Below are 19,452 nucleotides of genomic sequence, written 5' to 3'. Positions count from 1 at the left end.
GGACAAATCGAGGTCACGACACCACTGTGTGGGTCAGCGCAAGGTGGAGTCACGATCACGGGATGGAGAGGCCAACACCTACTCTGCCAGCCAGTCCCAGACCAGCCACTGTCAATACTCACAGCGCGAGGTTGCTGAGCCGCCGTCGGGTTGTTTTGGGAGGGAGGTCTTGACGGGAAGTCCGCGGGCGACTTATGCTTATTTCACGGAATGGAAACAAACTTCCACGATTCGGAAACAATAGGCAACTCAAAGGAGAGCTCCATGTCCCAGGCCTTCACCTCACCCAGCAGCTATGTCCTCAACTGTTCGACCCTACTCACCGAGCTGCCCGTGTGTGAGCGTGCCCAGGCTGCGAAGGACGCCGGCTTCGACCGCGTCGAATTCTGGTGGCCCTTCGACGGCAACCCGCGTCCCACCTCGGCGGAGGTCGATGAGTTCATCGCCTCGCTGGAGACCGCCGGCGTCGAACTCGCCGGCCTGAACTTCTGGGCCGGGAACATGGCCGCCGGCGATCGGGGTATGGTCTCGGTCATCGGCGCCGAAGAGGACTTCGCCGCCAACGTCGCCGTCGTCGTCGAGATCGGCCGCCGCACCGGCTGCCGCGCCTTCAACGCCCTCTACGGACTGCGCACCGAAGGGCAGGACCCGGCCGCCCAGGACGCCACAGCCGCAGCCAACCTCGCGCTGGCCGCCCGGGCCGTCGACGAGATCGGCGGCACCGTCCTCGTCGAACCCGTCTCCGGAGCCGAGGCCTACCCGCTCAAGCGCTATGCCGACGCCGCCGAGGTGGTCGCGCAGGTCCGTGCCGACGGACCCGGGAACATCGCCGTGCTCGCCGACTTCTATCACATGCACGTCAACGGCGACGACGTCCCCGCCGTCATCGAAGCCGAGGCGGCGAACTTCGGCCACATCCAGATCGCCGACGCCGACGGCCGCGGGGCGCCCGGAACCGGATCGCTGCCGCTGCGCGACTGGATCGACCGCGCCTTCGACCTCGGCTACACCGGGTCCGTCGCACTCGAATACAAGCAAGACCGCGCCACCGCCTTCGACTGGCTCGACCGCGCCGCCCAGACCGCCTGACACGCCACACCGACACGAAGGAAACCCCACCATGTCCAAGACAATCGCTTTCATCGGACTCGGAATCATGGGTCTGCCCATGGCCAAGAATCTCGTCAACGCGGGATTCGACGTCCGCGGCTTCAACCGCACCCGGGCCAAGGCCGACACCCTCGCCGAGGCGGGTGGCAGTGCCGCCGCCACCATCGCCGAGGCGGTGACCGGGGCCGATGTCATCATCACCATGGTTCCCGACTCACCCGACGTCGAAGCCGTGCTGACCGGTGACGACGGAATCCTCGCCCACGCTTCTGCCGGGGCCACCTGGATCGACTTCTCCACCATCCGTCCCGACATCGCCAAGGAGCTCGCGGACAAGGCCGTCGAGGCCGGCCTCAAGCCCCTCGACGCTCCCGTCTCCGGTGGCGAACCCGGAGCCATCGACGGAGTCCTGTCCATCATGGTCGGCGGTGACAAGACCGATTTCGACGCGATGAGCGAGGTCTTCGACGCCGTCGGCAAGACCATCGTGCTCGTCGGTCCCTCGGGAGCCGGGCAGACCGTCAAGGCCGCGAACCAGCTCATGGTCGCCGGCAATATCGGACTGCTCGCCGAGGCTGTCGTCTTCCTCGAAGCCTATGGAGTCGAGACCGGTGCCGCCCTGCAGGTCCTCGGCGGAGGGCTGGCGGGATCCAAGGTGCTCGATCAGAAGGGGCAGAAGATGCTCGACCGCTCCTTCGACCCCGGGTTCCGGCTCGAGCTCCACCACAAGGACATGGGCATCGTCACCGCCGCCGCCCGGGAGGCCGGAGTCGCGATCCCGCTCGGGGCCACCGTCGCCCAGCTCGTCGCCTCGACGGTGCAGCAGGGCAACGGAGGGCTCGACCACTCGGGTCTCTTCACCGTCGTCGAACAGCTCTCAGGCAAGACCGAGAACTGAACGACCGCCTCGGCGGGGAAATGCCTCCCATCCCGGGGCCCCACCATGAACCGAGCCGGCGACAGCGTCGTCGCCGGCTCACGAACAAAGGACGAACAATGACAGGCATGCGCGCAGTCGACGCCGTGGTGCTCATCCTCGAGAAGGAAGGCGCCACCGAGACCTTCGGGCTGCCGGGAGCAGCCATCAACCCGCTCTACTCGGCGATGAAGGCCCACGGCGGAATCCGCCACACTCTGGCTCGCCACGTCGAGGGAGCCTCACACATGGCCGACGGGTACACTCGCGCCGCCCCCGGCAACATCGGAGTCTGCCTGGGCACCTCGGGGCCGGCCGGCACGGACATGATCACCGGCCTCTACGCGGCGGCCGCCGACTCCCAGCCGATCCTGTGCATCACCGGCCAAGCCCCTGTCGCCGTGCTCGACAAAGAAGACTTCCAAGCCGTCGACATCGCCTCCATCGCTGGGCCGGTGACGAAGATGGCCAAGACCGTCCTCGAGGCCGGACAGGTTCCCGGGGTCTTCCAGTCCGCGTTCCAACTCATGCGCTCGGCTCGGCCCGGACCCGTACTCATCGACCTGCCCATCGACGTGCAGCAGACCGAGATCGAATTCGACATCGATGCCTACGAACCTCTGACTCCGGCAAAGCCCGCAGCAACCTCGGCGCAGGCGGAGAAGATCCTCGATCTCATCGCCGAGGCGGAGCACCCGATCATCATCGCCGGCGGCGGCATCATCAACGCCGACGCCGCCGACCGCCTCGTCGAGTTCGCCGAACTCACCTCCATCCCGGTCTCACCGACCCTCATGGGCTGGGGTGCGATCCCCGACGACCACCCGCTGGCCGCGGGCATGGTCGGCATCCAGACGCACGTGCGCTACGGCAACGCATCCTTCCTCGAATCCGACCTCGTGATCGGCCTCGGCAACCGCTGGGCCAACCGCCACACCGGGGACCTCGACGTTTACCGCAAGGGCCGGAAATTCGTCCATATCGACATCGAACCCACCCAGATCGGACGCGTCTTCGCCCCTGACTTCGGTGTCGCCTCGGATGCAGGGGCGGCCCTCGACGCACTGCTGGCAGCCACGCGCGGGCGCTCGGGTGAACGAGCCCTGCCGGACTTCACCGGCTGGGCCGCCGAATGCACGGCGAGGAAGTCGACCGAGCACCGGAAGACGAACTTCACCGAGGTCCCGATCAAACCGCAGCGGGTCTACCAAGAGATGAATCAGGCCTTCGGCCGCGACGTCACCTATGTCTCGACGATCGGGCTGAGCCAGATCGCCGGTGCCCAGATGCTGCACGTCTACCGACCCCGGAACTGGATCAACGCAGGACAGGCCGGACCCCTGGGCTGGACCGGCCCGGCAGCCCTCGGCGTGGCGAAAGCCAAACCGGACGATACCGTCGTGGCGCTGTCGGGCGACTACGACTTCCAGTTCATGATCGAAGAGCTCGCCGTCGGCGCCCAGCACAAGATCCCGTACGTCCACGTCGTCGTCAACAACTCCTACCTGGGCCTCATCCGCCAGTCCCAGCGCGGATTCGAGATGGACTACGAGGTGTCACTGGCGTTCGAGAACATCAACGCCGCCGGCTCAGCGTCGTCCGGCTACGGCGTCGACCATGTGGCCGTGGCCCACGGGCTCGGCTGCAAGGCATTGCGCGTCGAGGACCCCGAGCTCATCGGCGAAGGCCTGCGCGTCGCCAAGGAGCTCATGGATGAGCACCAAGTGCCCGTGGTCGTCGAGGTCATCCTCGAACGCGTCACGAACATCTCGATGGGCACCGCCCTCGATAAGATCAATGAGTTCGAGACCCTCGCCCAGACCCCGGCCGATGCCCCGAGCGCGCTGACCCCGATGGGCGAACTCGCCGCAGCGAAATAGGCCTGCCTGCCAAGGGGCTGGGCCGAATCGTCCGGGCCGAGTAGGCTAGAACGGTATACCGAAAGCGTGCCGTCGGCCTGCCGGGCAGGGCGACTGAGGAGGAACATTGAGCAATGACGCCAACTTCGATCTGATCATCCGCGCCGAGGCGGCACTGCTGCCCGACGGCCTCGACTCCGTGCAGGTCGGTGTCCGAGACGGAAAGATCGCCGAGATCGCCCGCGGTGGGCAGGAACTGGGCGCGGCCGCCTCGGCGGGGGCAGAGATCATCGAGATCGACGACGATCAGGTGCTGCTGCCCGGACTCGTCGACTCCCATGTCCACGTCAACGACCCCGGCCGCGCCGAGTGGGAGGGCTTCGCCAGCGCCACCCGCGCGGCCGCGGCCGGGGGCGTGACGACGATCGTCGACATGCCGCTGAATTCGCTGCCGCCGACGGTGAATGTCGCAGCCTTGGAGGCCAAGCGCGAGGTCGCCGGACCCAAGGCCTTCGTCGACGTCGGATTCTGGGGCGGGGCGATTCCCGGCAACACCGCGGATCTGCGGCCATTGCACGAAGCCGGGGTGTTCGGGTTCAAGTGCTTCCTCGAGGACTCCGGGGTCGAGGAGTTCCCACCCCTGGAACCCGCCGAGATGAAGACGGACATGGCCGAGATCGCCTCTTTCGACGGGATGCTCATCGTCCACGCCGAGGACCACGAGGTGATGTCGTCGGCGCCGAAGAATTCGGGCCCGAAGTTCGCCGACTTCCTCGCCACGCGACCCCGCGAGGCCGAGAACGTCGCGATCGCCCGTGTCATCGAGGCCGCTCGGGAGACCGGGGCCAGGGCACACATCCTGCACCTGTCTTCGGCGGATGCGCTGGGCCAGATCGCCGCGGCCAAGGCCGAGGGCATCAAGCTCACCGTCGAGACCTGCCCGCACTACCTCGTCTTCACCGCCGAGGAGATCCCGGACGGGGCGACGACCCACAAATGCTGTCCGCCGATCCGCGAGGAATCGAACCGGGAGGCCCTGTGGCAGGGGCTCATCGAGGGCACGATCGACTGCATCGTCTCCGACCATTCGCCCTCGACGGCAGAACTCAAACTGCTCGACACCGGCGACTTCGGTGCCGCATGGGGCGGAATCTCGTCACTGCAGCTGGGGCTCTCGCTCGTGTGGACCGAAGCCGCGAAGCGCGGAATCTCACTCGCCGAGGTGGTCGGCTGGATGTCGGCGGCACCGGCGGCCGTGGCCCGGGTCGGGGGCAAGGGAGCGATCGCCGAGGGCAATGATGCGGACTTCGCCGTCTTCGCCCCCGACGAGGAGTGGACTGTGCGGGCCACGGAGCTCTACCACCGGAACCAGATCAGCGCCTATGACACGCGCACCGTCCGAGGTCGAGTCACGCAGACGCTGCTGCGCGGAGCCCCGGTCGACTTCGAGACGCCCGCCGGCCGCCTCCTCACCGCCCCCTGAAATTGCTACCTGACGGCGGCTCTGCAACCTGGCGCCAGGTTGCAGAGCCGCCGTCAGGTAGTTCTGGGGAGGAGTTATCCACAGATTGCCCACGACTATTGTCTATTGATGACGAATAGTGCAGTTTGGTGTCATGTATCTGTGTATGACAACTGAGAAGCTCTATCGGCTGGGATTCACCAAGGACGAGGTCCGGCGCGGAGAGAAATGCTGCCTCTCGCGCATCGCCCGCGGGCGCTATGTGGCGACGGGGTCGTGCGATGATGCACGACACGAAGCCATCTGGACGGCAATGAGCGAAGAGGACTTCGAAGAGTTCGGCCACCAGGGCGATATGCGCGATGAGATCGAACCCCTGAGGGTGCTCATCCGCACACGTGCAGAGAGGATCCACACCGCATCGGGCCGATGGCGGGTGACGAAGGGACGCGAGGTCTTCTCGCACCTGTCGGCGGCCCTCATCCACGGACTGCCGATCGCCTATCCGGCCGAGACGAGGGTCGAGGTGTGTCGCCCGAACGTCAGCCGCAAATACCGGCATCTCTTGGTACGCAACCGCGAAGTCCCGTCTGCGCATCGGAAGATGGTCGGCATCTGCGCCGTGACGACGATGGAGCGCACGCTCATCGATATCGCCCGCGACTACGGCCCCGATCTGTCCGTGCCGATGTTCGACGAGGTGATCCGCCGGCGCCGCACCAGTCGTTTCCGCATCGAGGCGGTGTTGGAGGAATGTCCCGAATCCCACGGAGACGCGGCGGTGCTGCGCGCCCTCGACCTCACCGACGGCCGGCGCGAAGCCCCATCGGAGTCGATCGCTGCGGTGCGGTTCTTCGAACACGGCATCACCGGATTCGAGCCGCAGATCGAATTCTTCGGCCACCTCGGCGAGGTCATCGCCCGGGTCGACTTCTGCAACCACGATGCCCGCCTGATCATCGAGATCGACGGACTCGAGAAGTACACGATGGACGGCCGCTCACCCCGCGAGAGCATCGCCGCAGAGAAGGCGCGCGAAGCCGCACTCGAAGCCAGGGGTTACAAGATCATCCGCCTGAGCTTCGGTGATCTGTTCCGCACTGCGCCGTTCGAGCGCATCCTCGGTATCCTCGCGGCCCGTCTGCGCACCGGATGATCCCGCCCAAAACTACCTGACGGCGGCTCAGCAACCTCGCGCTGTGAGGTTGCTGAGCCGCCGTCAGGTAGCAAATCAGGGGAGGAGTTGGGTGCGGAGGCGGGCTACGTGGCCGCGGGCGTCGACGTCGTACTCGGCGTGAGTCAGCGTGCCGTCGGCGCCGATGACGAAGGTCGAGCGCTGAGTGCCCTGGAACGTGTGCTCACCGATCGTCTTCTGACCATAGCTGCCGTAGGCCTTCGCGACCGCAGCGCCGGGGTCGGAGAGCAGCGAGAACGTCAGCCCCTCCTCGGCGGCGAACTCCTTGAGCGACTCGGTGTCATCGGGGGAGACCCCGAGGACCTCGAAGCCGGCTGCCGACAGCGCCGAGAGATTGTCCCGGAAATCGCAGGCCTCCGTGGTGCAGCCCGGTGATGCGGCCTTCGGGTAGAAGTAGAGGATGACGCTGCGGCCGGCGTAGTCGGTCTTCGACACGGTCCGTCCCTCCGCGTCGGTGAGTGTGAAGTCGGGAGCGATGTCTCCGACGGCAAGCTGAGTCTGGGTGGTCGTGGTCATGGTGCGTCCTTTCGTCGTTGAAATGGTGTGTCCCGCGGCGAGCTGAGTGCGCACGCCTGCGCGGCCGTGTCTTCGATGAGCGCTTCGGCGCGCTCGGACAGGGTGTGAAGGTCCGCCGGTCCCGGTGCGATCGACAGCGCCGCAGTGATCCCGGCCTCCCGGCACTCCGCGGCGGACAGGCCGACCCGACCGGCGATGACGATCACCCTCGCCGAGGCGGGGGCATGATCGCGCACAGCCGCGACGACCTTCCCGCCCAAGGACTGGGAATCGAATGATCCCTCCCCGGTGAGCACGAGATCGGCGCCGGTCAGTGCCGCAGACAGTCCCACGGCCTCGGCGACCATCGTCGATCCGGGCACCACCTCGGCGCCCAGCAGGGTCGTCAGCGCCAGCGGGATTCCGCCGGCGGCCCCGAACCCCGGCGTCGCCGCCAGGGCTTCGGCCTCAGCCGAGGTGCCGGTGAGCACTTCGGCCAAGTGGCCGAGTCCGGAATCGAGTACGGCCACCGAGTCCGCGTCCGCTCCCTTCTGCGGGCCGAAGACCGCAGCGGCCCCGCGGGGTCCGGTGAGCGGATTGTCGACATCGACGGCGATGCGCCACCGCACCGCAGCGGCCCGCTGGTCCAGCCCTGTGGTGTCGACCGCGGAGATCGCGGCCAGCCCACCGCCGCCGGGTGCGCAGGCGTTGCCGTCCGCATCGGTGAAGCGTGCACCGAGGGCTGCGAGGATCCCGGCCCCGCCGTCCGTGCTCGCCGAACCGCCGATGCACAGCAGGATCTCCTCGACCCCGAGGTCGAGTGCCGCGGATGCGATGAGCCCGACGCCGAAGGTGTCGGCGCGTTCGGGCCGCAGCTCCACGTCCGAGACCTGCGGCAGCCCATTGGCCTGGGCCGCTTCGATGACCGCGGTGGTTCCGTCGGGGGAGAGGCCGAAGGCCGCCGAGGTGGCTCTGCCCAGTGCATCGACCGTGTCCACGGTGCGCGGCTGAGTGCCCCATACGGCCAGCAGGGCGTCGAGCGTGCCCTCCCCGCCGTCGGCGAAGGGCAGCTCGGTGACTCGGGCATCGGGGAAGACCGCCCGGGCGCCGCGGGCCATGGCGGCTGCGGCGCCGGGCGCGGAGGCTGAGCCCTTGAAGGAGTCAGGGGCGCAGACGATTGACGGGGTCTGATCTGTCGTATTCAGGCTCATACACTCATTCAACCTCATCGTCGATGGCCGGGTGTGCGGCGATTGCCACACGACTAGTATCCATCATACGGAAGAAAGTTTCCACAATACTGTGTGAGCAATTTGACATTGCCGGTGGGTGCCAGCAGACTCGGATCAGTTGTTCGGAAATGGTATTCCGAACGGTGAAAATCATTCAGTGCCTGCCGAGGAGGTCACCGTGGACCTGGCCGAGTTCAATCGACTCCCAGCCGATGCTGCCCGCGGAGTTCTGCGTCCCTGTCTCGACGTCGACCGGTGGATCGACGCGGTCATCGACTCCCGCCCTCTGGCCGACTTCGACGCCGCCGAGGCCGCGTCTCGTTCCGCCGCACCGCTGACCACCGCCGAGATCGACGCGGCTATGTCCCATCATCCGCGCATCGGTGAGAAGGCGAAAGGCGAAGGCGCCGAGGCGGCCCATTCGACCCGTGAACAGGCCGGACTCGGCGCCCTGGAAGCGGATGTCCAGTCCCAGTTGGCCGCTGGAAACTCCGCCTACGAAGCCCGCTTCGACCGCGTGTTCCTCATCCGTGCCGCCGGCCGGACCCCCGAAGAAGTCCTGTCCGAACTGCAGCGCCGCATGGACAACACCGAAGAGGATGAGAACGCCGAAGTCGGCGAGCAGCTCATCCAGATCGCCGAACTGAGACTCGAAGGGATCCTCTCATGAGCTTCATCACCGCCCACGCACTCGACTCGATGGTCGGAACCCCGGCCGCCGACCTCGAGGTCACCCTCTACTCCGGAGACGAGGTCATCGTCTCGGCCCGCACCGACGACAACGGACGGGTCTCGGACTTCGGCCCCGACCACCTCGAACCAGGGGACTATCGGATCGTCTTCGGCACCGGCGAGTATTTCGCAGCCCGGCAGGTCGATCACTTCCACCCCGTGGTCACCATCGACTTCACCGTCCAGGCCGGTCAGGAGCACTATCACATTCCGCTGCTGCTGAGCCCCTTCGCCTACAGCACCTACCGCGGCAGCTGAGCCGGACCCCCGATCACCATCAGGGGAAGCAGGCCCCCTGCAGGATCTCCATCCTCAACAAACCGCCGAAGCCGACCGGTTCGTCCCGGCTGGCCTCGCCAATCGAATGGTCACGGTGTGCGGATGCTCGCACGCCGACGAACTGGAGGAAGAAAATGAGCAAGGTCCGACTGACATCGAACCAGTACGGCAAGGCGGAGAACCGACTCATGCGGGTCTACCGCGACAGCGACCGTCACGAGATCCGCGATCTCAACGTCACCTCGCAGCTGTGGGGCGACTTCGAGACCGCCCACACCGAAGGCGACAACGAACACGTCGTCGCCACCGACACCCAGAAGAACACGGTCTTCGCGAAGGCCAAGGAGCTGGGGGTGAGCTCGCCGGAACAGTTCCTCATGGGACTGGCCGACCACTTCACCTCGAGTTTCGACTGGGTCACAGGCGGACGCTGGGAAGCCGAAGAGTACGGCTGGGACCGGATCAACGACCACAGGCACTCGTTCTATAAGTCCGCCCCCGAGGTCCGCACCGTCGTGTTCACCCGCGACGGCGAGAAGGACACGCTGATCTCCGGCTTCAACGGTCTCACCGTGCTCAAGACCACCGAATCGGGCTTCGTCGGCTACCCGAAGGACAAGTACACGACGCTGCCGGAGACCGAGGACCGGATCCTGGCCACCGATATCGCCACGCGGTGGATCTACAACACCACCGACCTCGACTTCGAGGCCGTGTACGTCAAGGTCAAGGAGATCATCCTCGACTCCTTCACCGATCACTTCTCCCACGCGCTGCAGCACACGCTCTACCAGATGGGCGAGAAGGTCATCGAGGCCGTGCCGGAGATCGACGAGATCCGCTTCTCCTGCCCGAACAAGCACCACTTCCTCTACGACATCGAACGCTTCGGACTGGAGAATCCGAACGAGGTCTTCATCGTCGCCGACCGCCCCTACGGACTCATCGAAGCCACCTTCACCCGCGAAGGCGTCGACGAGAACAAGGACGCGTGGGCACAGGTCGCAGGCTTCTGCTGAGACCGAACATCACCTGCTGAGACAGGACTTTCCATCTCCGGGCTCCCGGGGTACTGTTCCGGGAGCCCGGACCCCGCGAGAAGGAAACCCCCGTTATGACACAGGACACAACCTCGGCGAGTCCGAGGGGAATCACCGACGAAGAAGTCGATGAATGGCTCGAGTCCTGGGAGGGGCTCGTCGACGCGCGCGGAACCCAGCGCGCGGGCGAGATCATGGAGGCGCTGCGCGCTCGCGCGGCCACGAACTCCGTCGCCCAACCCAAGGTCACCACCACCGACTATGTCAACACGATTCCCGTCGATCAGGAACCCTTCTACCCTGGTGAGGAGAAGGTCGAACGCCGCTTCCGCAAATGGCTGCGCTGGAACGCCGCCATGCTCGTCCACCGGGCACAGAGGCCCGAGATCTCGGTGGGCGGACACATCTCCACCTACGCCGGCGCCGCCACGCTCTACGAGATCGGATTCAACAACTTCTTCCGCGGCCAGGACCATCCCGGCGGCGGCGATCAGGTCTTCTTCCAGGGTCATGCCTCACCGGGAATGTACGCTCGAGCGTTCCTCGAGGGCCGCCTCGGCGAGGCCGATCTGGACGGATTCCGGCAGGAGATCTCACGTGCCCCGCATGGGCTGAGTTCCTACCCCCACCCGCGGCTGATGCCGGAATTCTGGCAGTTCCCGACCGTGTCGATGGGGCTGGGCCCGATCAATGCGATCTATCAGGCGCAGATGAACCGCTACCTCCACCACCGGGGCATCTCCGACACCTCGGAACAGCGGGTATGGGCGTACCTCGGCGACGGCGAGATGGACGAACCCGAATCGCGCGGTGCCCTGCAGCTGGCCGCGAACGAGGGGCTGGACAACCTCACCTTCGTCATCAACTGCAACCTCCAGCGCCTCGACGGGCCGGTGCGTGGAAACGGCAAGATCGTTCAGGAGCTCGAGGCGACCTTCACCGGAGCCGGGTGGGACGTCATCAAGGTGCTGTGGGGCCGGGAATGGGATGAGCTGCTCGCCGCCGACCGCACCGGCGACCTCGTGAAGATCATGAACGAGACCCTCGACGGGGACTATCAGACCTTCAAGGCCGAATCCGGCGAATTCATCCGCGACAACTTCTTCGGCCGGACCCCCGCGACGAAGGGGCTCGTCGAGCATCTGTCCGATGACGACATCTGGAACCTCAAGCGCGGCGGCCACGACTACCACAAGGTCTTCGCCGCCTACCAGAAGGCCGTGAACACCAAGGGCAAGCCCACCGTCATCCTCGTCCAGACCGTCAAGGGCTACGGTCTGGGGACGACGTTCGAGTCCCGCAACGCCACCCACCAGATGAAGAAGTTCACCGCCGACGATGTCAAGGCCTTCCGCGACCGGATGGACATCCCGATCAGCGACAAGGTCATCGACGAGGACCCGTACGCGGTGCCCTACTATCACCCGGGCAAGGATTCCGAAGAGATCCAGTACATGCTGGATCGGCGGCGGCAGCTCGGGGGATTCGTGCCGGAGCGGAAGCCGAAGAACAATCGGATCACACTGCCGGCACCGAGCGACAAAGCGTTCACGCAGACGAAGAAGGGTTCGGGCCAGCAGATGGCCGCCTCGACTATGGCCTTCGTCCGCCTGCTCAAGGATCTCATGCGTGAGAAGGGGCTGGGCGAGCGAATCGTTCCCATCATCCCTGATGAGGCCCGCACCTTCGGAATCGACGCATTCTTCCCGACCGCGAAGATCTACAACCCGAACGGACAGAACTACCTCGCCGTCGACCGCGAGATGTTCCTCTCGTACAAGGAGGCGACGAACGGTCAGCTCCTCCATGTGGGCATCAACGAGGCGGGTGCGGCAGCCGGGTTCACCGCTGCGGGCACTGCGTACTCCACGCACGGCGAACCGATGATCCCGATCTACGTGTTCTACTCGATGTTCGGGTTCCAGCGCACGGGAGATGCCTTCTGGGCGGCCGGCGACCAGATGACCCGCGGGTTCATCATCGGCGCCACCGCCGGGCGCACGACCCTGACCGGCGAGGGACTGCAGCATGCCGACGGGCATTCCCCGGTGCTCGCGGCCACGAACCCGGCCGTGCGCGTCTATGATCCGGCCTACGGCTACGAGATCGGGCACATCGTCCGCGACGGTCTGCACCGCATGTACGGCGAGCACGACCTCGGCGAGGACGAGCGCAACGTCATGTACTACCTCACCGTGTACAACGAACCGATGCTCCAGCCGGCCGAACCCGAGGACGTCGACGTCGAAGGCATCCTCAAGGGGATCCACCGTGTCGCCGAGGCGGCCGCGGGTGACCGTCCGCAAGCGCAGCTGCTCGCCTCCGGTGTGGCCGTGCCCTGGGCGCTCGAGGCCCGGGAGCTGCTCGCCGCCGATTGGGGCGTCGACGCCGCCGTGTGGTCGGTGACCTCATGGGCGCAGCTGCGCCGGGACGGGCTCGAATGCGAAGCCGCGGAGCTCACCGCAGCCGACGGTGAGGCCGAGACCGCCGAGCGCGTGCCCTATGTGCGCCGGAAGCTGGACGGGCAGCCGGGACCGATCGTGGCCACGAGCGATTTCGACTCCACCCAGCCGGATCTCATCCGGCCGTATCTGGACCACGACTTCGCGACCCTCGGCGCCGACGGGTTCGGCTTCTCCGATACCCGGGCCGCTGCCCGCCGGCACTTCAAGATCGACGCGCATTCGATGGTCGTGCGCACGCTGCAGCTGCTGGCCAAACGCGGTGAGATCGACAGGTCCGTCCCCGCCGAGGCGGCTCGACGCTATCGCCTCGGCGACGTCAATGCGGGGACGTCGGGAACCGCCGGCGGCGATTCCTGAGGCTGCTCACACACCGCCGCGCATATCGGATGAGATCTGCGCGGCGGCCGAGCGCAGCAGCGGGATAGCGCGGTCGGCGAAGGCCTGGTCGACGCGGCTGACCGGCCCCGACACCGAGATCGCCAGGGGTGCGGGGGCATCGGGGATGGCCATCGCGAAGCAGCGCACCCCGAGCTCCTGCTCCTGTTCGTCGATGGCATAGCCGCGCTCACGGATGCGTTCGAGTTCGGCCTCGAGTTCGCCGATCGTCCCGACGCTGTGCTCCGTGGGAGTGGGCATCCCGGCGGTGGCGGCGATATGCCGGACCTGCTCGGGATCCAGGCCCGCGAGGATGGCTTTGCCGACCCCGGTGGCGTGCATATGCGCCCGGCGCCCCACCTCGGTGAACATCCGCATCTGCCGCTCTGATGCGACCTGATCGACGTAGACGACCATGTCTCCGTCCATCGTCGCCACGTTCGCTGACTCCCCGAGCTCGGCGACGAGGTCCCGCAGATAGGGACGGGCGATCGCGCCGAGCTGCGAACCGGCGATGTCGCCGAGACGCACCAGTCCGGGCCCGAGCGCATATCCGCGATCGGGCAGCTGCCGGACCACACCGAGGTTGACCAGGGTGTTGAGCAGACGGTGGATCGTCGGCAGGGGCAGGTTGACGTCCGCGGCGATATGGCTCAGCGTCGCCGAGCCGGCGGAGTTCGCGATGCACTCAAGCAGTCCGAACGCACGTTCGACGGACTGTACGCCGCCTTTGGACTGGCGGATCGCCGGGGTGTCCTTGCTGCTCATCGAAGTTCCTTAATCTGTGGGGAGTCTCGGCAGTGAAACTCCGTTCAGTCTAGACCCGAAATGGAAGAAACTTTCCGAATTCACTGGCGTCACCTAGAATTTCCACTAGGCAAAAGTTATTATCCATAATACGGAAACTCGATATCAAGGAGGATATTGCTCATGGTCGCCACCAGCCCCGGATACTCCATCACCCTGCGGGTCGGCACTGAAGTCGGGAAGGCCACGACCTCCGACCTCGTCGCCGCCGCCGCTGCCACCGGTGCGTCAGTCACCGCCCTCGACGTCGTCGAGTCCACTCCGCACTCGGTCATCATCGACGTCAGCGCCGATACCCGCGACGTCGCCCACGCCGACGAAGTCTCCGACGCCCTGGGCGCCCTGCCCGGAGTCGACGTCCGCAAGGTCTCGGACCGGACCTTCCTGCTCCACCTCGGCGGAAAGCTCGAATCCGCGCCGAAGGTGCCCCTGCGCAACCGCGATGACCTCTCCCGCGCCTACACCCCGGGTGTGGCACGCGTATGCAAGGCGATCGCTGCGAACAAGGAGGACGCCAGACGACTGACGATCAAACGCAACACCGTAGCCGTGGTCACCGACGGCACCGCGGTGCTCGGCCTCGGCGACATCGGCCCCGAGGCGGCCATGCCGGTGATGGAAGGCAAGGCCGTGCTGTTCAAGCAGTTCGCCGACGTCGATGCCTGGCCGGTGGCGCTTGACACGAAGGACACCGAGGAGATCATCTCCATCTGCAAGGCCATCGCCCCGGCCTACGGCGGAATCAACCTCGAAGACATCGCCGCCCCGCGCTGCTTCGAGATCGAGGCCAGGCTGCGCGCCGAACTCGATATCCCCGTCTTCCACGATGACCAACACGGTACCGGCGTCGTCACCCTCGCCGCGCTGCAGAACGCCCTCAAGGTCGTGGGTAAGAAGCTCGAGGATCTGCGCATCGTCGTCTCCGGGGTCGGCGCGGCCGGCAATGCCATCATCCGCCTGCTCCAGGTCGCCGGGGCCACGAACATCATCGCATGCGGCCGCGACGGTGCGATCGGGCCGGATTCGACCGTCGACACCGACCACAAGCGATGGCTGCAGGCGAACACGAACCCCGAAGGCTTCTCCGGCACTCTCAAGGAAGCCGTCGCAGGCTCTGATGCGTTCATCGGCGTCTCCGCCCCGAACGTACTCAGCGGGGACGATATCGCGGCGATGAACGAAGGCGCGCTGGTCTTCGCCATGGCCAATCCCGACCCCGAGGTGGACCCCGCAGAGGCGGCCGAGCACGCGGCCGTCGTGGCCACCGGCCGCAGCGACTTCCCGAACCAGATCAACAACGTGCTCGCATTCCCCGGAATCTTCCGCGGCCTCCTCGACGCCGAGGCCCGCGACGTCGACGAGAACATCATGGTCGCCGCGGCCGACGCCATCGCTTCGTGCATCCCCGAGGACGAACTCCACCCCGGCTATGTCATCCCCTCCGTGTTCGATCCGGCCGTCGCGACGAAGGTCGCCGAGGCGGTCGCGGCGGTCTCGTCCTGAAACTCCAGAGAGTCTGCGCACCCGGGGGCGGAGAATGAGAGACAATGAGGCCAGGCATCGCCGCCTGGCCGTCGAACCCCGTGCAGAGAAAGAGAATGTGAAAGTGGAACGATCAACACTGGCCGATATCGACTCACTGCTGGGGGACACGGACGAGTTTCTGGCGACCGCGTATCCCGGCGATCGCGACGTCCGCCAACCCGTGCACACCGTCTACGTGCCCGGTGACCGCACGAGTCCGGACCTGCCGTACCAGTGGGGGCAGCAGGCGCTTGACTGTGTCGAAGCCCATGGCGGAATGCTCCAGCTGGCCGAGCGCGTCATCACCGCCGCCCGGAAGGAGACCGCTCCCGCGAACCCCGGCCAGGTGGTCAGCATCCACCAGGTGGCCAGGGAGGCCGAGCTCCTCGCCGAGGCGGTCACTGCGAAACTCGAGACCGAGCCGATCGAGGACCTGCGTCTGGACTTCGAGGACGGATTCGGCGACCAGGGCGATGAGGCCGAGGATCGCTGGGTCGTCCAGGCCGCCCGTGATGCGGTGGCCGGGCGGACTGAGAAGGGAGCCCCCGGCTTCGTCGGCATCCGGTTCAAATGCATGGAGTCGGCGACCCGGGAACGCGGTCTGCGCACTCTCGATCTGTTCCTGTCCGAACTCATCAAGACAGGCGGTCAGCTGCCGGACAACCTCGTGCTCACTCTGCCGAAGGTCAGCACCGTCGACCAGGTGAGGGCGATGGTGCTCGCTGCCCGGGCGCTGGAAGCCGAGCACAACCTCGGCGAGGGGACGATCACCTTCGAGATCCAGGTGGAGACCCCGCAGCTCGTGCTCGCCGCCGACGGCACCGTCCCGCTGGCATCGGCGCTGCAGGCCGGGGCGGGGCGCGTGACCTCGCTGCACTACGGAACGTATGACTATTCGGCATCGCTGGGGGTGGCCGCGGCGTACCAGGCGATGGACCATCCGGTCGCGGATTTCGCGAAGAATCAGATGATGCTCGCCGTCGCCGGCACCGGAGTCCACCTCTCCGACGGGTCGACGAACATCCTCCCGCTCGGCGAACCCGAGGAGGTCCACCATGCGTGGGCACTGCACGCCGGCCTCGTCCGTCGCCACCTCAAACGGGGGATCTACCAGGGGTGGGACCTGCACCCGCACCAGCTGCCGACCCGGTTCCTCGCAACCTTCGCCTTCTACCGCGAAGGCGGAGCACGGGCGGCTCAGCGCCTGCACGACTACGTGTTCAAGGCGGATTCGACCGTCCTCGACGAGCCCGCCACCGCCAAGGCACTCGCCCGCTATCTCGACCGGGGCCTCGTCTGCGGAGCCCACACCGAGGATTTCGTGACCTCGCGGACGAACCTCAGCCTCAACCAGCTCGGGCAGCTCGCCCGCACCGGCTCGCTCGACTGAGCACCACCGACCCAAGGAGACCCACCCATGACGACGACCGATCCCTACACCTACTGGGCCCCGACCGGCGGGCACCCGCCGCAGTCCGATCTGCTCACCGACCGCGCCCTTGTCACGGAGGCCTATACGGTCATTCCGCGCGGAGTGCTGCGCGATATCGTCACCTCGAACCTGCCCGAGTGGACGGGGACCCGGTCGTGGGTGCTGAGCAAGCCCGTGGCCGGGGGAGCGGTGACGTTCTCGCAGACGATCCTCGAAGTCGTTCCCGGCGGCGGCGCGCAAGCGCCGGAATCGCAGCCCGAGGTCGAAGGATTCCTCTTCGTCATGGCGGGCACCCTCGAGGTCACCCATGAAGGAACCGCTCACACGCTGACCCCCGGAGGGTTCGCGTTCCTGCCCGCCGGATCGACGTGGTCGGCGAAATCCACCGGCACCGAGGCGGCCCGCTTCCATTGGGTGCGCAAACGCCACCAGCCCGTGGCCGGGCTGACCCCAGAGGCGAAGTTCGGCAACGAAAACGATGTCGAACCCGCGCCGATGCCGGGCACCGATGGGCGGTGGCGCACGACTCGTCCGCTCGACCCGGATGACCTCGCCTATGACATGCACGTCAACATCGTCACCTTCGAAGCCGGAGCGGTCATCCCGTTCGCGGAGACGCACGAGATGGAGCACGGCCTCTACGTGCTCGAAGGAAAGGCCGTCTACCGGCTCAACGGCGACTGGGTCGAGGTGCAGGAGGGTGACTTCATCTCCATGCGCGCCTTCTGCCCGCAGGCCTGCTACGCGGGCGGACCGGGACGCTTCCGCTACCTGCTGTACAAGGACGTCAACCGTCAGGTCGAGCTCTGAGCAGTCAGAACTCGACTACATGACGAGAACGGCGGACCGATTGGTCCGCCGTTCTTCATCTTCACGCTCGCGGCGTCGACCGCGGCTGGGCTCAGATGAGCTGCAGGGTCCTCGAGGTGTACTCGGAGACCTCCTTGAGCAGCGTCTCGTCGTCGACGAGGTCGCGGCCAAGCGAGGGGATCATGTCCTTGAAGGTCCTCTCCCAGCCTGCGTACTCACGGGGGAAGCAGGTCTTGAGCAGCTCGATCATGATCGGCACCGCCGTCGACGCTCCCGGGGACGCACCGAGCAGAGCCGCGATCGATCCGTCGGCCGACGAGATGAGCTCGGTGCCGAACTGGAGTACGCCGCCCTTCTTCGGGTCCTTCTTCATCACCTGCACGCGCTGACCGGCCTGGATGAACTCCCAGTCGGACGGGTCGATGTTCGGAATGAACTGGTGCATCGCCTCGAAACGGGCCTTCTTCGTCGCGGCCAGCTCACCGAGGAGGTAGGTGACGAGATCGGTGTTGTCCTTCGCGACATTGAGCATCGTGGCGAGGTTGTTCCCGCGCACGGAGAACGGCAGGTCGGTGAAGCTTCCCTTTTTGAGGAACTTCGGCGAGAAGCCGGCATAGGGGCCGAACATCAGGTAGTCCTTGCCGCCGACGACACGAGTGTCGAGGTGCGGCACGGACATCGGTGGAGCGCCCTGAGCAGCCTGACCGTACACCTTCGCCTGGTGGCGGGAGACGAGGTCCTGATCGGCGGTGCGCAGGAAGATTCCCGAGACCGGGAAGCCGCCGTAGCCGCGGCCCTCGGGGATTCCGGATTTCTGCAGCAGCGGCAGGGCCCCGCCGCCGGCACCGACGAAGACGAACTTCGCGCCCACCTGGTGGGTTTCATGCGAGAGCAGATCCTTGACGGTGAGAGTCCACCCGTCGGAGGAGCGCTCGAGATCGGTGACCTGGTGGCTGGTGCGCACGGTCGCGCCCTTGTCCGCGATGTAGCTGAGCAGCTGAGACGACAGAGAGCCGAAGTCGACGTCGGTGCCCTTCTTGATCCGCGAGATGCCGTTGACCTGTCCCGGCCCTCGGCCCTCGAACATCAGCGGCAGCCATTCGGCCTGAGTCGCCGGGTCGTCGGTGTACTCCATGTCCGCGAAAAGCGGGTTGCGCACCATCGTCTCGTAGCGGTTCTTGATGTAGTCACGGCCCTTGTCGCCGCGGCCGTAGCTGACGTGGGCGATGGGGTTGATGAAGGACTTCGGGTCGGTGATGACTCCGGTGTCGACGAGGTGCGACCAGTACTGGCGTGAGTGGTGGAACTGCTGGTTGATGTTCGAGGCCTTCTCCAGGTCGACACGACCATTGGAATCCTCGGGAGTGTAGTTGAGTTCGCAGAGTGCGGCATGGCCGGTGCCGGCATTGTTCCAGGGGTCCGAGCTCTCGGAGGCCACATAGTCGAGCTTCTCGTAGACACGGATGTCCCAATCGGGCTGAAGTTCGGTCAGCATGGCGCCCAGTGTGGCGCTCATGATGCCGCCGCCGATCAAGACGACGTCGACTTTTTCCTGCGGTGAGGGCATTTGGACTCTCATTCCTCGTCACTGACTGCTTCTATTCGTCTCTCAGACTACTCTTCGGGGTCGGCTCACCTGTAACCCGGGGACGGCGAACACCCGTGCGTGGGAGCATTCTCACAGCGGATGGGCGTCCGCCTTGCCTGTCCGTTTCCGAC

The 19,452-nt window shown here is 66.1% G+C and carries 15 protein-coding genes and 1 pseudogene; 12 read left to right on the top strand and 4 right to left on the bottom strand.

Features of this window, described 5'->3' with window-relative positions:
* Nucleotides 1-264 precede the first annotated feature (264 nt).
* The 5 genes and pseudogenes from EB835_RS18880 to EB835_RS18860 all read left to right on the top strand — a co-directional run bounded on the left by EB835_RS18880 (nt 265) and on the right by EB835_RS18860 (nt 6,503).
* Nucleotides 265-1,089, top strand: coding sequence for a hydroxypyruvate isomerase family protein (locus tag EB835_RS18880; RefSeq protein ID WP_135810983.1), 825 nt, complete (start codon nt 265-267; stop codon nt 1,087-1,089).
* A 19-nt stretch (nt 1,090-1,108) separates the two neighbouring features.
* Nucleotides 1,109-2,008: pseudogene (locus tag EB835_RS18875) on the top strand (2-hydroxy-3-oxopropionate reductase); the annotation flags it as partial.
* A 98-nt stretch (nt 2,009-2,106) separates the two neighbouring features.
* Entirely contained in the window at nt 2,107-3,906 is a 1,800-nt protein-coding gene (gene gcl, locus EB835_RS18870) for a glyoxylate carboligase (RefSeq protein WP_135810981.1), read from the top strand.
* Between the two features lie 130 nt (nt 3,907-4,036).
* The gene (gene allB, locus EB835_RS18865; RefSeq protein ID WP_135810986.1) at nt 4,037-5,368 is read left to right on the top strand and encodes an allantoinase AllB; all 1,332 of its coding nucleotides are present in this window, start codon (nt 4,037-4,039) and stop codon (nt 5,366-5,368) included.
* A 145-nt stretch (nt 5,369-5,513) separates the two neighbouring features.
* Entirely contained in the window at nt 5,514-6,503 is a 990-nt protein-coding gene (locus EB835_RS18860; RefSeq protein ID WP_168216790.1) for a DUF559 domain-containing protein, read from the top strand.
* Nucleotides 6,504-6,578: 75 nt separating this feature from the next.
* Here the strand turns inward: EB835_RS18860 and bcp are convergent, their stop codons facing one another.
* Together bcp and EB835_RS18850 are read right to left on the bottom strand one after the other, a co-directional pair.
* Nucleotides 6,579-7,058: a thioredoxin-dependent thiol peroxidase gene (bcp, locus tag EB835_RS18855; protein ID WP_135810979.1), complete on the bottom strand. Its 480-nt coding sequence runs from the start codon at nt 7,056-7,058 to the stop codon at nt 6,579-6,581.
* Nucleotides 7,055-8,248, bottom strand: coding sequence for a glycerate kinase (locus EB835_RS18850; RefSeq protein ID WP_205749983.1), 1,194 nt, complete (start codon nt 8,246-8,248; stop codon nt 7,055-7,057). Before EB835_RS18850 ends, bcp begins: the two co-directional genes overlap by 4 nt.
* A 178-nt stretch (nt 8,249-8,426) precedes the next feature.
* Here EB835_RS18850 and uraD point away from each other — a divergent pair, with 178 nt between their 5' ends.
* The 4 genes from uraD to aceE all read left to right on the top strand — a co-directional run bounded on the left by uraD (nt 8,427) and on the right by aceE (nt 13,142).
* The gene (gene uraD / locus EB835_RS18845; protein ID WP_346763166.1) at nt 8,427-8,939 is read left to right on the top strand and encodes a 2-oxo-4-hydroxy-4-carboxy-5-ureidoimidazoline decarboxylase; all 513 of its coding nucleotides are present in this window, start codon (nt 8,427-8,429) and stop codon (nt 8,937-8,939) included.
* On the top strand, nt 8,936-9,259 hold the full coding sequence (gene uraH, locus EB835_RS18840) for a hydroxyisourate hydrolase (RefSeq protein ID WP_135810977.1): 324 nt from the start codon (nt 8,936-8,938) through the stop codon (nt 9,257-9,259). The genes uraD and uraH overlap by 4 nt, the downstream gene beginning before the upstream one ends.
* Nucleotides 9,260-9,414: 155 nt before the next feature.
* Entirely contained in the window at nt 9,415-10,299 is an 885-nt protein-coding gene (pucL, locus tag EB835_RS18835; protein WP_135810976.1) for a factor-independent urate hydroxylase, read from the top strand.
* A gap of 95 nt (nt 10,300-10,394) precedes the next feature.
* The gene (gene aceE / locus EB835_RS18830; protein ID WP_135810975.1) at nt 10,395-13,142 is read left to right on the top strand and encodes a pyruvate dehydrogenase (acetyl-transferring), homodimeric type; all 2,748 of its coding nucleotides are present in this window, start codon (nt 10,395-10,397) and stop codon (nt 13,140-13,142) included.
* A gap of 6 nt (nt 13,143-13,148) precedes the next feature.
* Here aceE and EB835_RS18825 read toward each other — a convergent pair whose 3' ends face one another.
* A complete protein-coding gene (locus tag EB835_RS18825; RefSeq protein ID WP_135810974.1) occupies nt 13,149-13,928 on the bottom strand; it encodes an IclR family transcriptional regulator in 780 nt (259 codons plus the stop codon).
* 162 nt (nt 13,929-14,090) lie between these two features.
* Here EB835_RS18825 and EB835_RS18820 point away from each other — a divergent pair, with 162 nt between their 5' ends.
* The 3 genes from EB835_RS18820 to EB835_RS18810 all read left to right on the top strand — a co-directional run bounded on the left by EB835_RS18820 (nt 14,091) and on the right by EB835_RS18810 (nt 17,733).
* Nucleotides 14,091-15,470: an NAD-dependent malic enzyme gene (locus EB835_RS18820; RefSeq protein WP_135810973.1), complete on the top strand. Its 1,380-nt coding sequence runs from the start codon at nt 14,091-14,093 to the stop codon at nt 15,468-15,470.
* Between the two features lie 103 nt (nt 15,471-15,573).
* Nucleotides 15,574-16,881, top strand: a complete 1,308-nt coding sequence (locus tag EB835_RS18815) for a DUF6986 family protein (RefSeq protein WP_240688859.1) — start codon at nt 15,574-15,576, stop codon at nt 16,879-16,881.
* A gap of 27 nt (nt 16,882-16,908) precedes the next feature.
* Nucleotides 16,909-17,733 (top strand): bifunctional allantoicase/(S)-ureidoglycine aminohydrolase, encoded by an 825-nt coding sequence (locus tag EB835_RS18810; protein ID WP_135810971.1) that lies wholly within the window; start codon nt 16,909-16,911, stop codon nt 17,731-17,733.
* A gap of 91 nt (nt 17,734-17,824) precedes the next feature.
* On the opposite strand, the gene EB835_RS18805 is transcribed toward EB835_RS18810, so the two are convergent.
* Complete coding sequence (locus EB835_RS18805; protein WP_135810970.1) at nt 17,825-19,300, bottom strand: malate:quinone oxidoreductase; 1,476 nt, start codon at nt 19,298-19,300, stop codon at nt 17,825-17,827.
* Nucleotides 19,301-19,452 lie beyond the last annotated feature (152 nt).

The sequence above is a fragment of the Brevibacterium sp. S22 genome (genome assembly GCF_004745485.1).
Classification (GTDB): domain Bacteria; phylum Actinomycetota; class Actinomycetes; order Actinomycetales; family Brevibacteriaceae; genus Brevibacterium.
This window is presented reverse-complemented; position numbering and strand designations above follow the sequence as displayed.